The sequence below is a fragment of the Diaminobutyricibacter sp. McL0608 genome (genome assembly GCF_039613825.1).
GTDB lineage: Bacteria > Actinomycetota > Actinomycetes > Actinomycetales > Microbacteriaceae > Diaminobutyricibacter.
On sequence record NZ_CP154826.1, the window covers coordinates 3114186 to 3134233 of the forward strand.

At 66.7% G+C, this 20048-nt stretch carries 16 protein-coding genes; 1 reads left to right on the plus strand and 15 read right to left on the minus strand.

Annotation, left to right across the window (positions count from 1 at the left end):
- Positions 1-45: 45 nt before the first annotated feature.
- From AAYO93_RS14915 to AAYO93_RS14970, 12 genes are all read right to left on the minus strand, one after another.
- Positions 46-276: a hypothetical protein gene (locus AAYO93_RS14915; protein ID WP_345761945.1), complete on the minus strand. Its 231-nt coding sequence runs from the start codon at positions 274-276 to the stop codon at positions 46-48.
- Between the two features lie 44 nt (positions 277-320).
- Positions 321-2225 carry an ABC transporter ATP-binding protein/permease gene (locus AAYO93_RS14920; RefSeq protein ID WP_345761946.1) on the minus strand — a complete coding sequence of 635 codons (1905 nt, stop codon included), beginning with the start codon at positions 2223-2225 and terminating at the stop codon, positions 321-323.
- Positions 2226-2227: 2 nt separating this feature from the next.
- On the minus strand, positions 2228-3439 hold the full coding sequence (locus AAYO93_RS14925; protein WP_345761947.1) for a peptidoglycan-binding domain-containing protein: 1212 nt from the start codon (positions 3437-3439) through the stop codon (positions 2228-2230).
- A gap of 6 nt (positions 3440-3445) precedes the next feature.
- The gene (locus tag AAYO93_RS14930) at positions 3446-4243 is read right to left on the minus strand and encodes a hypothetical protein (protein WP_345761948.1); all 798 of its coding nucleotides are present in this window, start codon (positions 4241-4243) and stop codon (positions 3446-3448) included.
- A 101-nt stretch (positions 4244-4344) separates the two neighbouring features.
- Positions 4345-4791, minus strand: coding sequence for a peptidase inhibitor family I36 protein (locus tag AAYO93_RS14935; RefSeq protein WP_345761949.1), 447 nt, complete (start codon positions 4789-4791; stop codon positions 4345-4347).
- A gap of 165 nt (positions 4792-4956) precedes the next feature.
- Positions 4957-5820 carry a hypothetical protein gene (locus AAYO93_RS14940; protein WP_345761950.1) on the minus strand — a complete coding sequence of 288 codons (864 nt, stop codon included), beginning with the start codon at positions 5818-5820 and terminating at the stop codon, positions 4957-4959.
- 23 nt (positions 5821-5843) lie between these two features.
- Entirely contained in the window at positions 5844-6290 is a 447-nt protein-coding gene (locus AAYO93_RS14945; protein ID WP_345761951.1) for a peptidase inhibitor family I36 protein, read from the minus strand.
- Between the two features lie 145 nt (positions 6291-6435).
- Positions 6436-10311 (minus strand): DNA-directed RNA polymerase subunit beta', encoded by a 3876-nt coding sequence (locus tag AAYO93_RS14950; RefSeq protein WP_345761952.1) that lies wholly within the window; start codon positions 10309-10311, stop codon positions 6436-6438.
- A 52-nt stretch (positions 10312-10363) separates the two neighbouring features.
- Positions 10364-13861 (minus strand): DNA-directed RNA polymerase subunit beta, encoded by a 3498-nt coding sequence (gene rpoB, locus AAYO93_RS14955; protein ID WP_345761953.1) that lies wholly within the window; start codon positions 13859-13861, stop codon positions 10364-10366.
- 324 nt (positions 13862-14185) lie between these two features.
- Positions 14186-14881, minus strand: coding sequence for a response regulator transcription factor (locus tag AAYO93_RS14960; protein ID WP_345761954.1), 696 nt, complete (start codon positions 14879-14881; stop codon positions 14186-14188).
- On the minus strand, positions 14878-16086 hold the full coding sequence (locus AAYO93_RS14965) for a sensor histidine kinase (RefSeq protein ID WP_345761955.1): 1209 nt from the start codon (positions 16084-16086) through the stop codon (positions 14878-14880). The genes AAYO93_RS14960 and AAYO93_RS14965 overlap by 4 nt, the downstream gene beginning before the upstream one ends.
- A gap of 7 nt (positions 16087-16093) precedes the next feature.
- Positions 16094-16603 carry a hypothetical protein gene (locus AAYO93_RS14970; protein WP_345761956.1) on the minus strand — a complete coding sequence of 170 codons (510 nt, stop codon included), beginning with the start codon at positions 16601-16603 and terminating at the stop codon, positions 16094-16096.
- Positions 16604-16692: 89 nt separating this feature from the next.
- On the opposite strand from AAYO93_RS14970, the gene AAYO93_RS14975 reads away from it, so the two are divergent.
- Positions 16693-17559: a spermidine synthase gene (locus tag AAYO93_RS14975; protein ID WP_345761957.1), complete on the plus strand. Its 867-nt coding sequence runs from the start codon at positions 16693-16695 to the stop codon at positions 17557-17559.
- An 84-nt stretch (positions 17560-17643) separates the two neighbouring features.
- On the opposite strand, the gene AAYO93_RS14980 is transcribed toward AAYO93_RS14975, so the two are convergent.
- From AAYO93_RS14980 to AAYO93_RS14990, 3 genes are read right to left on the minus strand one after another with little or no spacing between them, the layout of a single operon-like run.
- The gene (locus AAYO93_RS14980) at positions 17644-18552 is read right to left on the minus strand and encodes a biotin-dependent carboxyltransferase family protein (RefSeq protein ID WP_345761958.1); all 909 of its coding nucleotides are present in this window, start codon (positions 18550-18552) and stop codon (positions 17644-17646) included.
- A complete protein-coding gene (gene pxpB, locus AAYO93_RS14985; protein WP_345761959.1) occupies positions 18549-19163 on the minus strand; it encodes a 5-oxoprolinase subunit PxpB in 615 nt (204 codons plus the stop codon). The genes AAYO93_RS14980 and pxpB overlap by 4 nt, the downstream gene beginning before the upstream one ends.
- On the minus strand, positions 19160-19960 hold the full coding sequence (locus AAYO93_RS14990) for a LamB/YcsF family protein (protein WP_345764901.1): 801 nt from the start codon (positions 19958-19960) through the stop codon (positions 19160-19162). The genes pxpB and AAYO93_RS14990 overlap by 4 nt, the downstream gene beginning before the upstream one ends.
- Positions 19961-20048: the final 88 nt, after the last annotated feature.

Consider the following 20048-nt stretch of genomic DNA (forward strand, 5'->3'; position numbering starts at 1 on the left):
GGGCGGTGCGCGGATGCGCTCATCGCCCCGAACTGGGGGCGGGCCTCAGCGGTGCTTCTGGTCGGCGCGGCGGCTTGCGCCGTACACGAGGACGCCGGCGAGCACGGCGCAGACCATCGTGGTGATCCAGAACGGGAGGGTCGTGGAGGCGAAACCGGTGGATGCGCGGATCACCCCGTAGATGAACGACACCACCGCGACCGCGAGCAGGGTTCCGGCGATGGCGACCATGGTGCGGCCGAGCTGGTCGGTGTGTTCGAGGAGTTGGCGCCACATGCCTACCATCTTCGCGCATGCGCATCCCGTCGCAGTCATCGCCGTCATTGGCGTAAGGCCTCACCCGGCTGAATGCGCGCCGCACGGCCGGCCGCGAAGAGCCCGCCCGCTATGCCGACGATGATGCCCCCCGCGAGTGCTACTGGCGCGAGCGCGACGTCGAAGACCGGCGACCAGTGCTGCGCGATCGTGACACCGAGCACGCCACACAGACCGACAGCGAGCCCGAGCACACCGCCCAGCAGACCGATGATCGCGGATTCGGTGAGCACCAGGCCGAAGATGTGGCGTGCCCGTGCTCCGAGCGAACGGCGGAGTCCGATCTCCTGGCGTCGTTCGATGACCGCCAGAATCATCGCATTCGCCAGGCCGACGACCGAGGCCAGAAGGGCGACGCCGGTGAGGGCCAGGAGGGTCGACCTCACGTCATCCTCGATCTCGGCCCGTAGCGTGCGTGGATCGATCGGCGCTGAGACGCGCAGACGTCCGGGGGCGCTCGGATCGATGACCAGCGGGACCTGGGCCGCAACCTGCTGGGCTGCGCCGGGGGTGGTCAACAGGATGGCGGTCGTGGTCGCCGGAGCGGGCATCCGGGCGTCATCCGCGGTCGACACGACGACCGCTCCTCCGAGCTCCTTCACCCGGGTGGAAGGACTCACCAGCCCTGCTACTACGTAGGAACCCGAGTCGACCTCGACGACGGGACGATACCGGAGCGGGGCGAGAGCGATGCGTTTCGCAAGCGTCTCACCGAGCAGGATCTCTCCCGCATCGAGACGATCGCCATGCCCGGGTGCCCAGGTGACGCCGAGTTGCGCTGCCCGTGGCAGGTCACGCGTCGCCGAATATCCGTTGGCATCGAACGACGGGCGCGATGGCGCGAGTGAGAGGGAGACCCGGCCGTGTCCCCTGATCAGGCCGGCAGCATCCACCCCGCGAAGCTCGGCGAGACGCTCAGACAGGGCGGCGCTCTCGGCTGTCGTCGCTTCCGCATTCGCGGAATCGCTCCCCCACTCGACGGTCACGGTGCGGTTTGCGTGCGCGTCGAAAGTGGCAGCGACCTGAGCTTTCGACGATTCGGAGATGCCGAGGCTCGCGACAGCGAGGGCGACAGCGAGCGCAACGGAGCCGATGAGGCCCGCCGCCCGACCCATCCGGGATGTCACCGACGCCAACGCGTCGGCCACCAGGTCGCGGGCGCGCACGGTCGACGGTGACCCGTGCGGGGCGCGAGGCGCCTCCGCGTCTTCGGATGCGCGACCGGGCACCACGCGTGATCCGCTGTCTTCGACGATGACCCCGTCGCGCACCCTCAGGCGCCTGGTCGCGTGGGAGGCGACCTCAGGTGAATGGGTCACGAGGATGACGGTCGCGCCACGTTCGTTGAGCGTGCGCAGACTGCTCACCACCGTGTCGCTGTTGGCCGAGTCGAGATTGCCGGTCGGTTCGTCGGCGACGATCACCGGAGCGCGGGATGCGAGCGCGCGGGCGATCGCGACCCGCTGCCGTTCGCCGCCGGAGAGCAGGTTCGCAGGGGTGGACGCGAGCCGTTCGATTCCCAGCAGCGCCAGGGCTTCGACAGCGCGTTCGCGGCGGATCCGCGCCGGCACAGCCTGATAGAGGAGGCCCAGTTCGACACTGTCCGCGACCGGCCTGCGGTCGAGCAGGTGGAAACTCTGGAAGATGAACCCGAAACATTCGGCACGCAGTCGTGCGATCGTCCGTTCGTCGTGCGGATCGACGACGGTACCGCCGATCGCGTAGATGCCGCTGGTCGGGGCGTCGAGGAGACCGATCAGGTTGAGCAGAGTGGACTTGCCGCCACCAGAGGCCCCTTCGATGGCGACGAACTCCCCGGCCTTGATCTCCACGGTCACACCGCGGAGAGCCTCAACCGGAAGCGCCCCGGGGTAGGTCCGGCCGAGTCCTAGCAGCTCGAGGGTCGGCACCGTCACTCCACGGCTACACGGTCGCCGCGGGCGATCGCGCCCGTGGTAACCGGTTCGATCGCACTGCGGCCGTCGAGTTGCGCCTTCTCGACGACGGAAACAACTGTGAAAGTGCCGTCGGTGTCACGCTTGCGTACGCTCGCCCGGCCCTTCGGCTCCGTTACGACTGCGATGGAGGGCACGATCAGGCTGTCCGCGGCGGCGAGTTCGACGGTGACCTGTGCGACGACCGTTCCGCGCAACCACTCCGCTGGGAAGGTGTCGCCGGTCGCGACGAACACTACTCGGCTGGTGTCACGCAGTGCATCCGCCGACTTGTCCGAGTCGTCGTCCGTCACCGCCATGACGGACTCGACCAGCGCATCCACACCCGGACTCCCACCCTTGCGCACGACAACCCGTTGCCCTGGTTCGAGCTGGCCGGCGGCGGATGCGGGCACCTCGCCTGCGGCGACGATGTCGCCCTGTTCGAGTCCGACCGCGTCGCCCTCCGCGATCTCCCGGCCGATCGTGGGGACGGAAACGAGTGACGCCGGCATCGAGGAGGCGACCAGCAGGTGCTCGGGCCGGATGACAAGGACCGGCGGAAGCGGCTTTCGATCCTGCGAGTCGGCGTCGGCCGGCAGTAGCGACGCCGCCGCGGCTTCTTCCTCCGCTGTCGGAGCCCGCGTCTCCGGGTCATAGCCCGCCCTCTTGTAAAGCTGGCGGACGGCACGTTCGGTCGCGGCGCCGAACACGCCGTCTGCGGCGACACGGATGCCCGAGTCGGCGATGCCCTGCTGAAGCTGGCGGACATCCGGACCACGGTCACCTGCAGACAGCGCCCTGTAAAACGGAAAGGCTCCAGGGAGGAGGAAGACGGGATGCCCGCTGACCTCGAGCACGACCGCGCCGGCCGCCGCGACCGATCCGATGGAGAGCGGCCGGCCCGTGACGACGGACCGCCCCTCCCCCGGCACAAGCGCGACCTGCTCAGCGGCCCTGCGCCCGACCTCGGCGGAAACGCTGACCGTTCGGGAGAGCTCGCCCGAGACGACCTCGGCCGTGACGGGAACCCGCTCGGGCGCGCGGGCGGATGCTTCGCGCTGCGCCGGCGACTCGAACGCGACGGCCAGAACCCAGCCTCCGCCGACCGCGAGAAGGAGCGCGACAGCGGACGCGCCCGTGAGAAGCGCCAGCCGGCGGCGCCCCGGCGCGCGCATCCACTTGATCACAGAGCCTCAGCCTGCCGGGCGGGAAGGTGCGTATTCATCGATGACCTTCATGGACCTGGCCCAGTAGTCGTTGCTCGCTGCTTTGTCGGCGACCAGTTCGTCGGCATGCTCGTTGAGCAGTTTGACCTGTTCCTCCCACTCGGCATCGTACGCAGTCTTCGAGTAGCCGCTGGAGTCGCGGCAGTTCGCGTCCATCACAGCCAAGGCGATCTCCTCTTCGCTCGGGTCGTGCCGCTGCGCAACATCGATGTCGTACTTGTCGGAGATCGACTGCGACGGCATGCCGTAGGGCCATTCAGGCAAGTCGGGCACCCCGGCAGGCTGCATGCATTTACGCCAGGCAGCGGCTGCAGCCTTCACGTCACCCCGCTGCCGCGCGGCTTCCCCCGCATCCGAGTAGAGCACGTTCGCAGTCTGGGTGTTGCGAGACAGTGGCAAGACCTTCCGCGCCGCTTTCAGGCACTTGTCCCATGGCTCCTGCCACGCAGGCGTCCACAACTCTTTGACCTTCGCTACCGCCTCCCGGAAGTCCACTGTCGTCCAATCCTGCGATGGCGCGGCGCCGTAGCCCCATTCCTGCGCGAGGGTCAGGTTGAAGACCCAGATCCCGTTCTCATTCGTGGAGGGACTCCCTTCCGCTTCAAGATCCCGCCAGACGGCGGGCCACTCGAGTCCTTCCGCCCTCATGCACGGCTGCATGATGAGGTCTTCGGCATACGTGCTCGCGGCCGTCAACTTATCGGGTGCGAAGTAGTCGTCGAGCGGCATGACCCACCGGTCGACATTCTTTTCGGGAAGGAGCAAGGCGGACTCTGACCCGCCAACCTTGGGGGAGCATCCCGCTAGAAGGAGTGTGAGGATGCCGCCAATGGCGAAAGCGTTCGGCACCCCAAGAGGTCGCGCCATCACCAAGCAATCCCCCAAAAGCTCTGAAAGTACCCGGAAGAAATACGGTCATGGAAGACCTTGTTAACCTCGCCGATCGCATCGTGGATGTTGCCATCCGATGCCCCGCGGGGTAGCTGAATCACGGAACCGCCCTTCTTGGCGTGCTCGTAGAACCGCACAGCCTCGCTGTTCCCGTTGTTCTTGACGGACGAAGCAGTGTCATTGCCGCCGATGGTGGTGCCGACATATTTGTGCGACACCTCGGAATAATCGGGGATGTACCGCTGGAAGGAGATGAGAGCACCATCCTTGCCCGAGGTCTTCCACAACGTGTCCCCCCAGATGCAGGCGGCGCCCGACGGGCAGTTGGCGGCCGCGGCGTTGGCAGGGGCGACGCCCGTCGCAATGAGACCGAGCGAAAGGGCGGCCCCGACGGCAGCAGTGAGTGCAAGGCGTTTGGGCATACGAGATTCCGTCCGTTTCGTTTTGATGATCAGGACAAATATACCTTGGGCACAAACGCACTGCAATTCGGGAACGGGGGTGTAGTCGTCCGAGCTGAAGCTGTCGAAGTCGACGAAGCTCAGGTCGTTCTCGCTGAACGCCGAGTCGTCGGCGAAGATAGAGCCTCAGCCTGCCGGGCGGGAAGGTGCGTATTCATCGATGACCTTCATGGACCTGGCCCAGTAGTCGTTGCTCGCCGCTTTGTCGGCGACCAGTTCGTCGGCATGCTCGTTGAGCAGTTTGACCTGTTCCTCCCACTCGGCATCGTACGCAGTCTTCGAGTAGCCGCTGGAGTCGCGGCAGTTCGCGTCCATCACAGCCAAGGCGATCTCCTCTTCGCTCGGGTCGTGCCGCTGCGCAACATCGATGTCGTACTTGTCGGAGATCGACTGCGACGGCATGCCGTAGGGCCATTCAGGCAAGTCGGGCACCCCGGCAGGCTGCATGCATTTACGCCAGGCAGCGGCTGCAGCCTTCACGTCACCCCGCTGCCGCGCGGCTTCCCCCGCATCCGAGTAGAGCACGTTCGCAGTCTGGGTGTTGCGAGACAGTGGCAAGACCTTCCGCGCCGCTTTCAGGCATTTCTCCCATGGCTCCTGCCACGCAGGCGTCCACAACTCTTTTGCCCTCGCAACCCACGCTCGCTGGTCGATGGTCGTCCAATCCTGCGATGGGCCAAACCCGTAGCCGAACTGTTCCGCGAGCGAAAGGTTGAAGATGCTGATTCCGATCTCCTTCACCGATGGGCTCCCCTTCGCCTGAAGGTCACGCCACGGCGGTTCCCACTCGAAACCTGCGTCGTTCATGCACGGCTTCATGAGAAGGTTCTCGGCGTAGTCGCCAGCAAGGGATTGCCTGTCTGTCTCGAAGAATTGATCTAACGGCATTACCCAGCCTTCGAGGTTCTTCTCAGGAAGTGGGACCTTCCGATGGTTTTCGCCCGTTCCGCCGGCACACCCGGTAAGAGCGAGCACGATGGCCGAGCACACGACCATCACTGTCGAATCGCGTCTCACCAGGCGAGTCCCCAGAAACTCTCGAAGTACCCGGACGAAATTCGATCGTAGAAGACTTTGGTGACGTCACCGATGGCATCATGCATGTTCCCGTCGGACTGCCCCGGTTTCAGCTGGATATAGGCCCCTCCGTGTCGAGCGTGTTCATGAAACCTCACCCGCTCCCAGTTGCCGTTGTTCTTGACGGACGAAGCGGTGTCGTTACCCCTGATGGTGGTGCCGACATATTTGTGCGACACCTCGGAATAATCGGGGATGTACCGCTGGAAGGAGATGAGAGCACCATCCTTGCCCGAGGTCTTCCACAACGTGTCCCCCCAGATGCAGGCGGCGCCTGACGGGCAGTTGGCGGCCGCGGCGCTGGCAGGGGCGACGCCCGTCGCAATGAGACCGAGCGATAGGGCGGCCCCGATGGCAGCAGTGAGTGCAAGGCGTTTGGGCATACCAGATTCCGTCCGTTTCGTTTTGATGATCAGGACAAATATACCTTGGGCACAAACGCACGACAATTCGGGCGGTTGCTCTCGTCGCCGTGAAACGGGGAAGGGCCCCGGCGCGATGCGCCGAGGCCCTTCCTGGTACGGAACCTTAGTTGTAGGTGCCGGGGGTGTAGTCGTCCGAGCTGAAGCTGTCGAAGTCGACGAAGCTCAGGTCGTTCTCGCTGAACGCCGAGTCGTCGGCGAAGATGCGGTTCGGGTAACGCTCCGCCTTCGCCTCCTCGGTGGCCTCGACCGTGACGTTGCGGTAGCGAGCCAGGCCGGTACCGGCCGGGATCAGCTTTCCGATGATCACGTTCTCCTTGAGGCCGATCAGCGGGTCGGACTTGCCTTCCATGGCCGCCTGGGTCAGAACCCGGGTGGTCTCCTGGAACGACGCGGCCGACAGCCACGACTCGGTTGCGAGCGAGGCCTTGGTGATACCCATGACCTCCTGGCGAGCGGACGCCGTCTTCTTGCCGGCAGTGAGCGCGGCACGGTTCAGCTCGTTGTACTTCGACCGGTCGACCAGTTCACCGGGCAGCAGGTCGGTGTCGCCGTGCTCGACGACGGTGACCTTGCGCAGCATCTGCCGCACGATGACCTCGATGTGCTTGTCGTGGATCGGAACACCCTGCGAGCGGTAGACGCCCTGCACGCCACCGACGAGGTGCTTCTGCACCTCACGGACACCCTTGACGCGAAGAACTTCCTTCGGGTCGACGGTGCCGACGATGATCTGCTGGCCGAGCTCGACGTGCTGACCGTCCTCGACGAGGAGGGTCGAACGCTTGAGCACGGGGTAGATGTGCGCCTCGTCACCGCTGTCCGGGGTCAGGATGACCTTGCGGCTGCGGTCCGTGTCCTCGATGGTGATGCGTCCGGCAGCCTCGGCGATCGGGGACGCACCCTTGGGGGTACGGGCCTCGAACAGCTCCTGCACGCGGGGAAGACCCTGCGTGATGTCGTCTGCGGATGCGGAACCACCGGTGTGGAAGGTACGCATGGTCAGCTGGGTTCCCGGCTCACCGATCGACTGGGCCGCGATGATGCCGACGGCCTCGCCGATGTCGACGAGCTTTCCGGTCGCGAGCGAGCGGCCGTAGCAGGCTGCACACACACCGACCGCGGACTCACACGTGAGCACGGAGCGGACCTTGATGTCGGTGACGCCGGCAGCGACCAGGCGGTCGATGAGCACGTCTCCGACGTCGTCGCCTGCCTTGGCCACCACGGTGCCGTCAGCGGACACAGCGTCGGCGGCGAGCGTACGGGCGAACACCGAGTTCTCGACGTTGGCGTCGCGAACCAGCACTCCGTCTGCACCGGCGGCAGCGATCGGCAGATCGAGGCCCTTGGTGGTGCCACAGTCGTCTTCACGGATGATGACGTCCTGCGACACGTCGACGAGACGACGGGTCAGGTAGCCCGAGTCGGCCGTACGGAGAGCCGTGTCGGCCAGACCCTTGCGGGCACCGTGCGTCGCGATGAAGTACTCCGCCACCGACAGCCCCTCGCGGTACGAGGAGATGATCGGACGAGGGATGATCTCACCCTTCGGGTTGTTCACCAGACCACGCATACCCGCGATGTTGCGGACCTGCAGCCAGTTACCACGGGCGCCCGACGTGACCATGCGGTTGATGGTGTTGTCGGCCGGGAAGTTGGCGCGCATGGCCTCGGCGACCTCGTTGGTCGCTTCGGTCCAGATCTTGACCAGTTCCTGACGACGCTCGAGGTCGGTCGTGAGACCCTTCTCGAACTCGGCGGTGACCTTGGCGGCCTTCTTCTCGTAGCCGGCCACGATCTGCGGCTTGTTCGGCGGGGTGAGGATGTCGCTCAGCGCCACCGTCACACCGGAACGCGTCGCCCAGTAGAAGCCGGCGTCCTTGATGTTGTCGAGTGCTGCTGCGACCTCCACCTTCGGGTACCGCTCCGCCAGGGCGTTGACGATGCCCGAGATGACACCCTTGTCGGCGACTTCTTCCACGTAGGGGTAGTCGGCCGGCAGGGTCTCGTTGAACAGCGCGCGACCCAGGGTGGTCTCGACGATGGCCGTCACTCCGACGACGCCCTTGTCTGCAGCGTCACTCGGAACGTAGTCGTTGAGACGGATGCGGACCTTGGCGTTCAGGTCGAGCGAGTGCTGGTCCTTCGCGAGGATCGCCTCGGCGACGGACGAGAACGCGCGGCCTTCGCCGACAGCGCCTTCCTTGAGCGTGGTCAGGTGGTGCAGACCGATGATCATGTCCTGCGAGGGCAGGGTCACCGGGCGGCCGTCCGACGGCTTCAGGATGTTGTTCGACGCGAGCATCAGGATGCGGGCCTCGGCCTGGGCCTCGACCGACAGCGGCAGGTGCACAGCCATCTGGTCACCGTCGAAGTCGGCGTTGAACGCCGCACACACGAGCGGGTGGAGCTGGATGGCCTTGCCCTCGACGAGCTGCGGCTCGAAGGCCTGGATGCCGAGGCGGTGAAGCGTCGGTGCACGGTTCAGCAGCACGGGGCGCTCGCGGATGATCTCCTCGAGCACGTCCCAGACCTGCGGACGGCTGCGCTCGACCATTCGCTTCGCGGCCTTGATGTTCTGAGCGTGGCTCAGGTCGATCAGGCGCTTGATGACGAACGGCTTGAACAGCTCCAGCGCCATCTGCTTGGGCAGACCACACTGGTGCAGCTTCAGCTGCGGACCGACGATGATGACCGAACGGCCCGAGTAGTCGACGCGCTTTCCGAGCAGGTTCTGGCGGAAACGACCCTGCTTTCCCTTGAGCATGTCGCTCAGGGACTTCAGGGCGCGGTTGCCGGTACCCGTGACGGGACGACCGCGGCGACCGTTGTCGAACAGTGCGTCGACGGCCTCCTGCAGCATGCGCTTCTCGTTGTTCACGATGATCTCGGGAGCACCGAGGTCGAGCAGGCGACGCAGGCGGTTGTTGCGGTTGATGACGCGGCGGTACAGGTCGTTCAGGTCGCTGGTGGCGAAACGGCCACCGTCGAGCTGGACCATCGGGCGCAGCTCCGGCGGGATCACCGGGACGACGTCGAGGACCATCGCAGCCGGCGAGTTGCCGGTCGCGAGGAACGAGCTGACCACGCGCAGGCGCTTGATCGCACGGATCTTCTTCTGGCCCTTGCCGTTGGCGATCTGGTCGCGCAGCAGCTCGGCTTCTGCAGCCAGGTCGAACGCCAGCAGGCGACGCTTGATCGCCTCGGCGCCCATGTAGGCCTCGAAGTACAGACCGAAGCGGTCCATGAGCTCGTTGAAGTCGGCGTCCTCAGGCTTGAGGTCTCCGACCTTGAGGTTGCGGAAGCTGTCCCACACGCGCTCCAGACGAGCGATGTCCTCGTCGTAGCCCTTGCGGATCTGCCCCATCTCCTTCTCGGCAGTGTCCTTGACGCGACGCTTCTGGTCGGCCTTGGCACCCTCCTCCTCCAGCGCTGCGAGGTCGACCTCGAGGCGCTGCAGGCGGTCGGCGATACGTGAGTCGCGCTGGTCGGACAGGGTCTTGATCTCGAGGCGGAGCTCGTTCTCAAGGCCGGGCATGTCGGCGTGACGGCCCTCTTCGTCGACCTCGATCACCATGTAGGCGGCGAAGTAGATGACCTTCTCGAGGTCCTTCGGAGCCATGTCGAGCAGGTAGCCGAGACGGCTCGGGACACCCTTGAAGTACCAGATGTGCGTGACGGGAGCGGCGAGCTCGATGTGGCCCATGCGCTCACGGCGCACGGACGACTTCGTGACCTCGACACCACAGCGCTCACAGACGATGCCCTTGAAGCGGACACGCTTGTACTTACCGCAGGAACATTCCCAGTCACGGCTCGGGCCGAAGATCTGCTCACCGAACAGACCGTCCTTCTCGGGCTTCAGGGTGCGGTAGTTGATGGTTTCGGGCTTCTTGACCTCACCATGCGACCAGCGACGGATGTCGTCGGCGGTGGCCAGGCCAATGCGCAGCTCGTCAAAAGTTGTTACGTCGAGCAATTTTCCTTCTCTCCTGGAAAAAGTGTTTCGTCAGTTGGGTCTTGGCCGGCTTCTAGATCTCGTCGATCGACGAAGATTCGAAGCGGGAGGAAATGTTGATGCCGAGCTCTTCGGCGGCACGGAACGCTTCGTCGTCCGTGTCGCGCAGGCTGACCGCCGTGCCGTCTGCCGAGAGCACCTCGACGTTCAGGCAGAGCGACTGCATTTCCTTGATGAGGACCTTGAAGGACTCCGGGATTCCCGGCTCCTGGATGTTCTCACCCTTGACGATGGCCTCGTAGACCTTGACACGGCCGAGGATGTCATCCGACTTGATGGTCAGGAGCTCCTGCAGGGCGTACGCAGCACCGTATGCCTCGAGCGCCCACACCTCCATCTCACCGAAACGCTGTCCACCGAACTGCGCCTTACCACCAAGCGGCTGCTGGGTGATCATCGAGTACGGACCGGTCGAACGGGCGTGGATCTTGTCGTCGACCAGGTGGTGGAGCTTCAGGATGTACATGTAACCGACCGACACGGGCTCCGGGTACGGCTCGCCGGAGCGGCCGTCGAAGAGCTGCGTCTTGCCCGACGAACCGATCAGTCGGTCGCCGTCGCGCGTCGGAGTCGTCGAGTCGAGCAGACCCGCGATCTCCTCCTCCGCGGCACCGTCGAACACCGGGGTCGCGACCTTGGTGTTCGGGGCGGCGCTGTGCGCTGCCTCGGGAAGGCGTGCGGCCCACTTCGGCTTGCCCTTGACCTCCCAGCCCTGCTTGGCGATCCACCCGAGGTGGGTCTCCAGGACCTGGCCGAAGTTCATTCGACCGGGGATGCCGAGCGGGTTCAGGATGATGTCGACAGGAGTTCCGTCGGCGAGGAACGGCATGTCCTCGACCGGCAGGATCTTCGAGATGACGCCCTTGTTGCCGTGACGGCCGGCGAGCTTGTCACCTTCGGTGATCTTACGGCGCTGGGCGATGAAGACCACGACACGCTGGTTGACGCCCGAGCCGAGCTCGTCGTCGCCGTCCTGCGAGTCGAAGACCTTGACACCGATGATGGTGCCCTCTTCACCGTGAGGAACCTTGAGGCTGGTGTCGCGCACCTCGCGGCTCTTCTCGTTGAAGATCGCGCGGAGCAGGCGCTCCTCGGCCGAGAGCTCGGTCTCGCCCTTCGGCGTGACCTTTCCGACGAGGATGTCGCCGGGGCGCACCTCGGCGCCGATGCGGATGATGCCGCGCTCGTCGAGGTCGGCCAGGAGGTCCGGGCTGACGTTCGGCAGATCGCGGGTGATCTCCTCTTTACCGAGCTTGGTGTCGCGGGCGTCGACCTCGTACTCCTCGATGTGGATCGAGGAGAGCACGTCGTCCTTCACCAGGTTCTGGCTCAGGATGATCGCGTCTTCGAAGTTGTGGCCCTCCCACGGCATGAACGCGACGAGCAGGTTCTTACCGAGCGCGAGCTCGCCGTTCTCGGTGGCGGGGCCGTCGGCGATGACCTCGCCGGCTTCGATCCGCTCGCCCTCGTTGACGATGACGCGGTGGTTGTACGACGTGCCCTGGTTGGAGCGGTCGAACTTGCGCAGGTAGTAGGTCTTCGTTCCGCCCTCGTCGAGCTGGATGGTCACGGCGTCAGCCGAGACCTCGGAGACCACACCGGCCGCGTCGTTGATGAGCACGTCGCCGGCGTCGATGGCTGCGTAGCCCTCCATACCGGTTCCGACGAGCGGGCTCTCGCTGCGGACGAGCGGCACCGCCTGGCGCTGCATGTTCGCCCCCATGAGCGCGCGGTTCGCGTCGTCGTGCTCGAGGAACGGGATGAGCGACGTCGCAACCGACACCATCTGGCGCGGGGAGACATCCATGTAGCCGATCTCTTCGGCGGGGATCAGGTCGACCTCGCCACCCTTCTTACGCGCGAGGACACGGTCTTCTGCGAAGTGGGAGTCGGCGGTCAGCGGAGCGTTCGCCTGGGCGACGATGAAGTCGTCCTCTTCGCTCGCGGTGAGGTAGTCGATCGTCGCCGTGACCTTGCCGTTGACGACGCGACGGTACGGGGTCTCGATGAAACCGAACGAGTTGATCCGCGCGAACGATGCGAGCGAACCGATCAGGCCGATGTTCGGGCCTTCCGGGGTCTCGATCGGGCACATGCGGCCGTAGTGCGACGGGTGGACGTCACGGACCTCGACGCCTGCGCGCTCACGCGACAGACCACCGGGGCCGAGGGCGGACAGGCGGCGCTTGTGGGTCAGGCCCGCGAGCGGGTTGTTCTGGTCCATGAACTGCGACAGCTGGCTCGTTCCGAAGAACTCCTTGATCGCGGCGACGACGGGGCGCACGTTGATCAGGGTCTGCGGCGTGATCGCCTCGATGTCCTGCGTGGTCATGCGCTCGCGGACGACGCGCTCCATGCGGGACAGACCGGTGCGGACCTGGTTCTGGATGAGCTCACCGACAGCGCGGATACGACGGTTGCCGAAGTGGTCGATGTCGTCGACGTCGAGACGGATCTCGACGGCCTTGCCGTCGCGCACACCGTTGAACGTGGTCTGGTTGTCGTGGAGGGCGACCAGGTACTTGATCGTGGCGATGATGTCCTGGACGGTGAGCACCGAGTCGGACAGCGGAGCGTCGATACCGAGCTTGCGGTTGATCTTGTAACGACCGACCTTCGCCAGGTCATAGCGCTTCGGGTTGAAGTAGAAGTTGTCGAGGAGCGCACGCGCTGCCTCGGCGGCGACCTGCTCGCCCGGACGGAGCTTGCGGTAGATGTCCTTGAGGGCCTCCTCCTTGGTGAGGATGGCGTCCTTCTCGAGGGTCAGCTCGATGGACTGGTACCCCTTGAACTCCGAGAGGATCTCTTCGCTGCTGAGGCCGAGGGCCTTGAGGAAGACCGTGACCGACTGCTTGCGCTTACGGTCGATGCGGACACCGACCTGGTCGCGCTTGTCGATCTCGAACTCGAGCCATGCACCACGGCTCGGGATGATGCGTGCGGAGTAGATGTCCTTGTCGGACGTCTTCTCCTGGGCACGCTCGAAGTACACGCCGGGAGAGCGCACGAGCTGCGACACGACGACACGCTCGGTGCCGTTGATGACGAAGGTGCCCTTCTCGGTCATGAGGGGGAAGTCGCCCATGAAGACGGTCTGCGTCTTGATCTCACCGGTAAGGTGGTTCATGAACTCAGCCTCGACGTAGAGAGGAGCGGAGTAGGTCTTGCCCTTCTCCTTGCACTCGTCGATCGAGTACTTCTTCTCTTCGAGGAAGGGGTTCGTGAACGAGAGCTGCATGGTCTCGCCGAGGTCTTCGATCGGGGAGATCTCTTCGAAGATCTCCTCGAGACCGGTGTGGCTGGGCAGATCCTGTCGACCCTGCGCCTCAGCTTCTGCGACGCGCGCCTTCCACGCGTCGTTTCCGACGAGCCAGTCGAAGCTCTCGGTCTGCAGTGCCAGCAGGTCCGGGACCGTCAGGGTGTCTGTGATCTTTGCGAACGAGAGACGAGATGCGTTTCGTCCGTTCTTGGGTGATGAATTCGTGGTGGTTGCGTTGCGCGCAGCAGCCAAGGAAATAACCTCCGTGGGCCCCGTCGGGCCTCAGTTACTGTCGGTCAGGTGTGTGGTGTTGTGGACGAGAACTCCCAGGACGTCTGTATGCTGGTGCCGATATCTGACCTGTGGTCACAGGCCCGGGCACACTCAGAAAATGCAGAGCCGACCGCAATATGAAGGCAGATTTCTGTCTGGGAGCGCAAAGAACAACTATATGTCAATTTGACGCGCCGTGTCCACTTAAATTCTTGACCGGGTGTCGATTCTCCGGTATAACCCCAGGCGCGTACTAGGTGTAACGCCCCGCGCATCCCTGTATTCCCGCGGATCTGCCGGGTTTCAGGAGCGCACGAGCGCGATCGCCTGGGAGCGGTCACGCACCGCGACTTTGGCGAAAATCGCGTTGATGTGCGTCTTCACGGTCGCGACGCTGACGAACAGGCGGGCTGCGATCTCGCCGTTGCTGAGTCCGTCGGCGATCAGCGCGAGGACCTCCGCCTCACGTCTCGTGAGGGTCGGGAACCGGCCGAGCAGAGCATCCGCCGACACCGGACCGCCGCTCACCTGCGCGGACGGGGGCGTCGCCGCGCCGGTCAGTGTGCTGACCAGCAGAGCGCCCACTTCGGGCGCGAACGTGGACTGGCCGCGTGCCACGGCACGGATGGCCGCCGCGACCTCCGCGCGGCCGGCGTCCTTGGTCAGGTAGCCCTTCGCTCCCGCGCGCAGGGCAGCGAGGATCGAGTCGTCGTCGGCGAACGTCGTCAGCACGAGGATCGCCGACCCTGGCGCCTCCCGCACGATCCGCTCGGTCGCGCCGACGCCGTCGAGCACGGGCATCCGGAGATCCATGAGCACGACGTCCGGGCGTGCCTCGACAGCGAGCCGGACAGCCTCCTCCCCGTCGGCCGCCTCTCCGACGACCTCGACGTCGGGCAGGAGCGACAGCACGGTCACCAGTCCGTCGCGGATGATCGCCTGGTCGTCGGCGACGAGCACGCGGATGCTGTCCGGTGCGGACACTGACGCGTCGGTCACGAGAGGCTCGCTTCCGCCGTGACGACGAATCGCCCGGAGTCGACCCCGGCGGACGCCCGACCACCGGCGGGAAGCGCGGCGAACCTCTCGCGCATCCCTTCGAGTCCGTGGCTTCCGCCCGACCGGGCGAGCACGCGCGCGCCGGCGCCCCGGCCGCCGGCGGTGTCCGGATCGTCGACCAGCGGGTTCGAGACCGTGAGCCGCACCCCGTCCGCCGACCATGCGAGCAGCGCCTGGACCGGCTCCCCCGGCGCGTGCTTGCGGGCGTTGCTCAGTGACTCCTGGAGGGCGCGCTCGAGGGCGATCGCCTGGTCCGTATCCAGTTCTCGGGGCGAACCTGTCGTGGTCAACTCCACCGCACCTCCGAGCGAGCGGTGCGCGGCCAGCAGGCCGGCGATCGCGGTGTCGAAGGAGCCCGCCTGGTCGGACGGACCAGGGTCGGCGCGGCGCGCATCCGGATCCCGCAGCGCATCGACGGCACGGCGTGCCTCGCCCAGACCGGAGGCCGCGAGCGCCCGGGCGTCGGCGACGCGCGACCGAGCGGCATCGACCTCTCCCGACTCCAGCAGCGCCTCGACGGCATCGAGCTGGATCACGAGGCCGCCCAGGCTGTGGGCGAGAACGTCGTGGATGTCGCGGGCGGCACTCTGACGCTGGCCGAGCAGCTCGATCTGCGCCTTCTCCTCACGCACGGTCAGCTCCCGCTCCCGCAGCAGCTCGGCCTGCGCCTCCGCTTCGCGGAACTGGCGGCGGCTGATGCCGACCAGCACGGCGACCGCGATGCCGCCGATCAGGGCGAGCACGGTGAGGAGTGGCGTTCCGAACGGGACTGCGCCGACAGCGACGAGCACAACGCTGATGAACGCGACGCCCAGACCGACCAGGACGGGCCGCGCCGGGTCTGCGACCACCATCAGCACTCCGACGACGACCGGCACGATGCCGATGCCGTTCGTGGAGGCGGCCACTATGGATCCCGCGAAAGCCATGACCATCGCGAGGACGAGACCGACAGCGGACGGAACGCCGCGGAACGCGAGGATGAGCCGCAGCAGCCAGGCGGCCAGGGCAGCCATGCCGAGGACGAGGACCCACACCGGCCTGCTCGCGGTGTGCGTGGTCAGAATCGAATAGGTGACCACGAGGATGCCGAACAGGTTGAGCCCGAAGCTCAGCCAGCTCGGCTGCCTCAACGTATCCGTCACGAGACCATCATGCTGCGACAGCGGGCATCCGATCGAGACGGTAGGCGAACACGGCGGTTCGCGCGGCGCGGTTCGCGGCCACGAGCAGGACGAGGATGCCGGTCGAGGCGGCCAGGTGGGAACCCGCCTGGGCGGCCAGCACGTCGATGCCGACGCGGATGACGATGACCAGCACCCAGAGGGCGAGACCCCACCAGCCGGTGCGACTCTCCACGCTGGCCGGACGTTGCGGGTCGGTGATCGGGCTCGCAAGCGGGCGGAACACCGCTATCGATCCCATCCACGCGCCGATGCCGAGAGAGATGGCGATCTCGACGAGGAGAACGGCGATGTCCAGGGCGGTCAGGTGTGTTGCGTCCGTCGTCTGCACCAGCAGGACCACGCCGACGACCGCCATGATCGCGGGAAGCCGCCACATGCTGGAGATCGAAACGGGACGCCAGGTCAGCTGGCGGAAACCGATCCAGCCGATGATGACGACGATGAGCAGTGCGTTTCCGATGGTCTGGAGTGTCATGGATCCAGACTCGCTTCGGGCATCGAAACGGAACACCACCCCAGGGTTGAGGTTCGGGTGGAGAAAGCCGCCCGACGTAAGGTGGACTCGTGCCCGAGAACCCGTCCGTGACCCTGAAGGAGAGCGGCTACCGGGCGGTCATCGAAGCCGACCGGTTCGTGCCCGGCTCCTACCAGCTCGTCGTCGACGGCACGCCCCAGTCGCACGTGAACCTCGACGACCCCAGCCAGCTGTTCTTCGAATACATCCAGCGGATGGGCAACGTCATCGACCTGATCGGCGAACCGGGCCAGCCCATCACCGCTGTGCACCTCGGTGCCGGCGCGCTGACCCTCCCCCGGTACATCGCCTACACGCGTCCGGGTTCCCGCCAGCAGGTCGTCGAACTCGAGAGCAACCTGGTCGACCTCGTGCGCGAGCACCTTCCCCTTCCCCGCTACGCCCAGATCCGGGTGCGCCACGGCGACGCCCGGGAGGTCGTGGCGAAACTGCCCGCAGGACTTCGCGGTTCCGTCGACCTTCTCGTGATCGACATCTTCAGCGGCGCACGCACTCCCGCCCATGTCACGAGCCTCGAGTTCTACACGTCGGCGGTCGAACTCCTCGCACCCGACGGCATCGTGCTCGTGAACGTCGCCGACGGGCCACCGCTCGCTTTCGCCCGCAGCCAGGTCGCGACCCTGGGAGCCGCGATCGCGAATGTCGCCGCGCTGGCGGAGACCCAGGTGCTCAAGAGCCGCCGGTTCGGCAACGTCGTGCTCGTGGGCTCGAACGCGCCGCTGCCGATGGACTGGCTGCCGCGCCTGCTCGCGGGCGGTCCGCATCCTGCGAAAGCGGTGGCCGGTGCCGAGCTGGCGGCGTTCGCCGCGGGTGCGTCCGTGGTCACCGACGCGACGAGCGTGCCGTCCCCGCCGCCGGCGCGCAGCATCTTCCAGACGGGCACGCGCCGCGACTGAGGATCGTTCGCGATCGGGCAACGTGCGTAGCATCGCGCCGACCGGGCCGACGGAAGTCGTGAGGTCGCGGGGCGATCGCGCGGGTCAGGCGTGGCGGAACAGTACGTGCTGGCCGGGGCGGAACTGGGCGAACGCGTCGAGGGAGGCATCGGCGACCACGGCGATCACCGGGTAGCCGCCGGTGACCGGATGGTCCGCCAGCAGCACCGTCGGCGTGCCGTCCGGAGACACCTGCACGGCGCCCGCCACCATCGGTTCGCTGGGCAGTTCCCGCGTCACGGCCCGCTCGAGCACGATCTCCGGCTCGGGTGCGCGGCCGGCGACGTGCGCTGGACCGCGAACCGTCTCGAGCCGCGTTCCGACCCGGTTCGACGCCACGGACACCGACCACGGACGCTCGAAGAAGACGTCGACGGCGGCGGGGGTGAACCAGTCGGCACGCGGTCCGCGGCCGGCGCGCACGGTCACGACCTCGTCGTCGGGCGCCGGCACGGGCACGAAATCGAGCAATGGAACGGCGGTGTGGGGTTCTGCGCCGATCGGCAGCACGCTCCCCTGCGTGACCTGATCGGGCCCGAGCCCGGCGAGGATGTCCCGCGACCGCGACCCGAGAACCGCGGGCGCGTCGAACCCTCCGCGCACTGCGAGGACGAACCGGATGCCGTGCTCGGCGGACCCGATGTGCAGTTCACTCCCGTCAGGCGCGAACGTCGCGACATTCGCATCCACGCCCACACCGTCGAGGGTGACCGTTCCCCACGCCCCGCCGACCGCGAACCAGCACGGTCCGCTGAAACGGGCGACGAACCCGCCGAACAGGATCTCCAGCCCCGCCGCGCCCTCCTCGTTGCCGACCAGGCGGTTCACCAGGCGCAGCGCCCCGCGATCGAGCGCCCCCGAACCCGTGACGCCGATGGCGGCATGGCCCGGACGGCCGAGATCCTCCAGCAGCGTGAGCGGTCCAGGAGCCGCGACGTGGAGGGCGCCGGTCACGATTCCTCCACGAACCGCACGCGGGTGCCGGGGGTGAGCAGCGCCGGAGCGTCGGCGGCAGGATCCCAGAGGACCGCATCCGTCGACCCGATCAGCTGCCAGCCGCCCGGGCTGGAGCGCGGGTAGATGCCGCTGAACTCACCGGCGAGTCCGACCGCGCCAGCGGGAACCGCTGGCCGGGCCACCGCCCGCCTCGGGACGTGGAGCAGATCGGTGTCGGTGACCAGGTAGGCGAATCCGGGCGCGAACCCGCCGAAGGCGACCCGCCACTCGGATGCTGTGTGCCGCTCGACGACGTCGGCCCGGGTGCACCCGAGCAGACTCGCGACCTCAGCCAGGTCGTCGCCGTCGTAGCGGACGGGGATGTCGACGGTGCGCGAGGCCACGTCGGCGAGGCCGAGCGGTTCGGCCCCGAGCGCCCACGCCGAGGCGACGCTGAGAGGAAGGCGCAGGGGATCGACGATCACGCCGATCGTGCGCGCCGCCGGGACGAGCTCGATCACGCCCTCCGGACGGGTGCGATCGAGTGCTGCGAACAGGCCGAGCACCTCGTCGAGCGAGTCCAGTTCGACGAGGATGCCGCGGTCGCCGAGAGGCAGCACGTGCCTCATCGGGCGAACGCCTCGATCCGGATGCCCGCCGCCGTCAGCGCCGACCGTACGGCCCGCGCCATGCCGACCGCCCCTGGCGTGTCCCCGTGCACGCACAGGGAGTCGACCGGCACGTCGATCACGGTGCCGTCCGCCGCAGCGACCCGGCCGTCCACGACAAGCTCCACGGCACGGGCGGCGATGGCCTCGTCGCCGGAAAGCAGATCCCCGGGCTGTCCACGCGGGACGAGCGAGCCGTCGGGGAGATAGCCCCGGTCGACGAAAGCCTCGTTCACGAAGGCGAGGCCGCGTTCGCGTGCCCGGCGGGAGATCGACGAACCCGCGAGACCGAGAAGCGGAAGTCGGGCGTCGAAGTCGGCGACGGCGCCGGCCACAGCATCCGCCTGGGTGTCGTCGGAGACGATCCTGTTGTAGAGCGCGCCGTGCGGCTTGACGTAGGCGACGCGGGTTCCTGCGACCCGGGCGATGCCGTCGAGCGCCGCCAGCTGGTACAGGACGTCGGCGTACAGCTCGTTCGCTGGAACATCCATGGCCCGTCGCCCGAAGCCCGCGAGGTCGCGATAGGAGACGTGCGCCCCGACCGAGACGCCGTTGCCGGCGGCGGTCGCACAGGCCGCGAGCATGACCGATGCGTCCCCCGCGTGGAAGCCGCAGGCGATGTTGGCGCTCGACACGACGCCGAGCATCGCGTCGTCGTCCCCCAGACGCCATGCCCCGAAGGACTCCCCGAGGTCGCTGTTGAGGTCGATCGCGCGATTCACGTTCCCTATTGTCCCGGTCGAATAGTCGCCGGGCATAGCGCCGCGGCCGGGGAAGCTGCACACTGAAAGGGATATGGGGGTTGGAGCGGTGACGCCGGCAGGGCGCGACCGGTCGCCGACGATG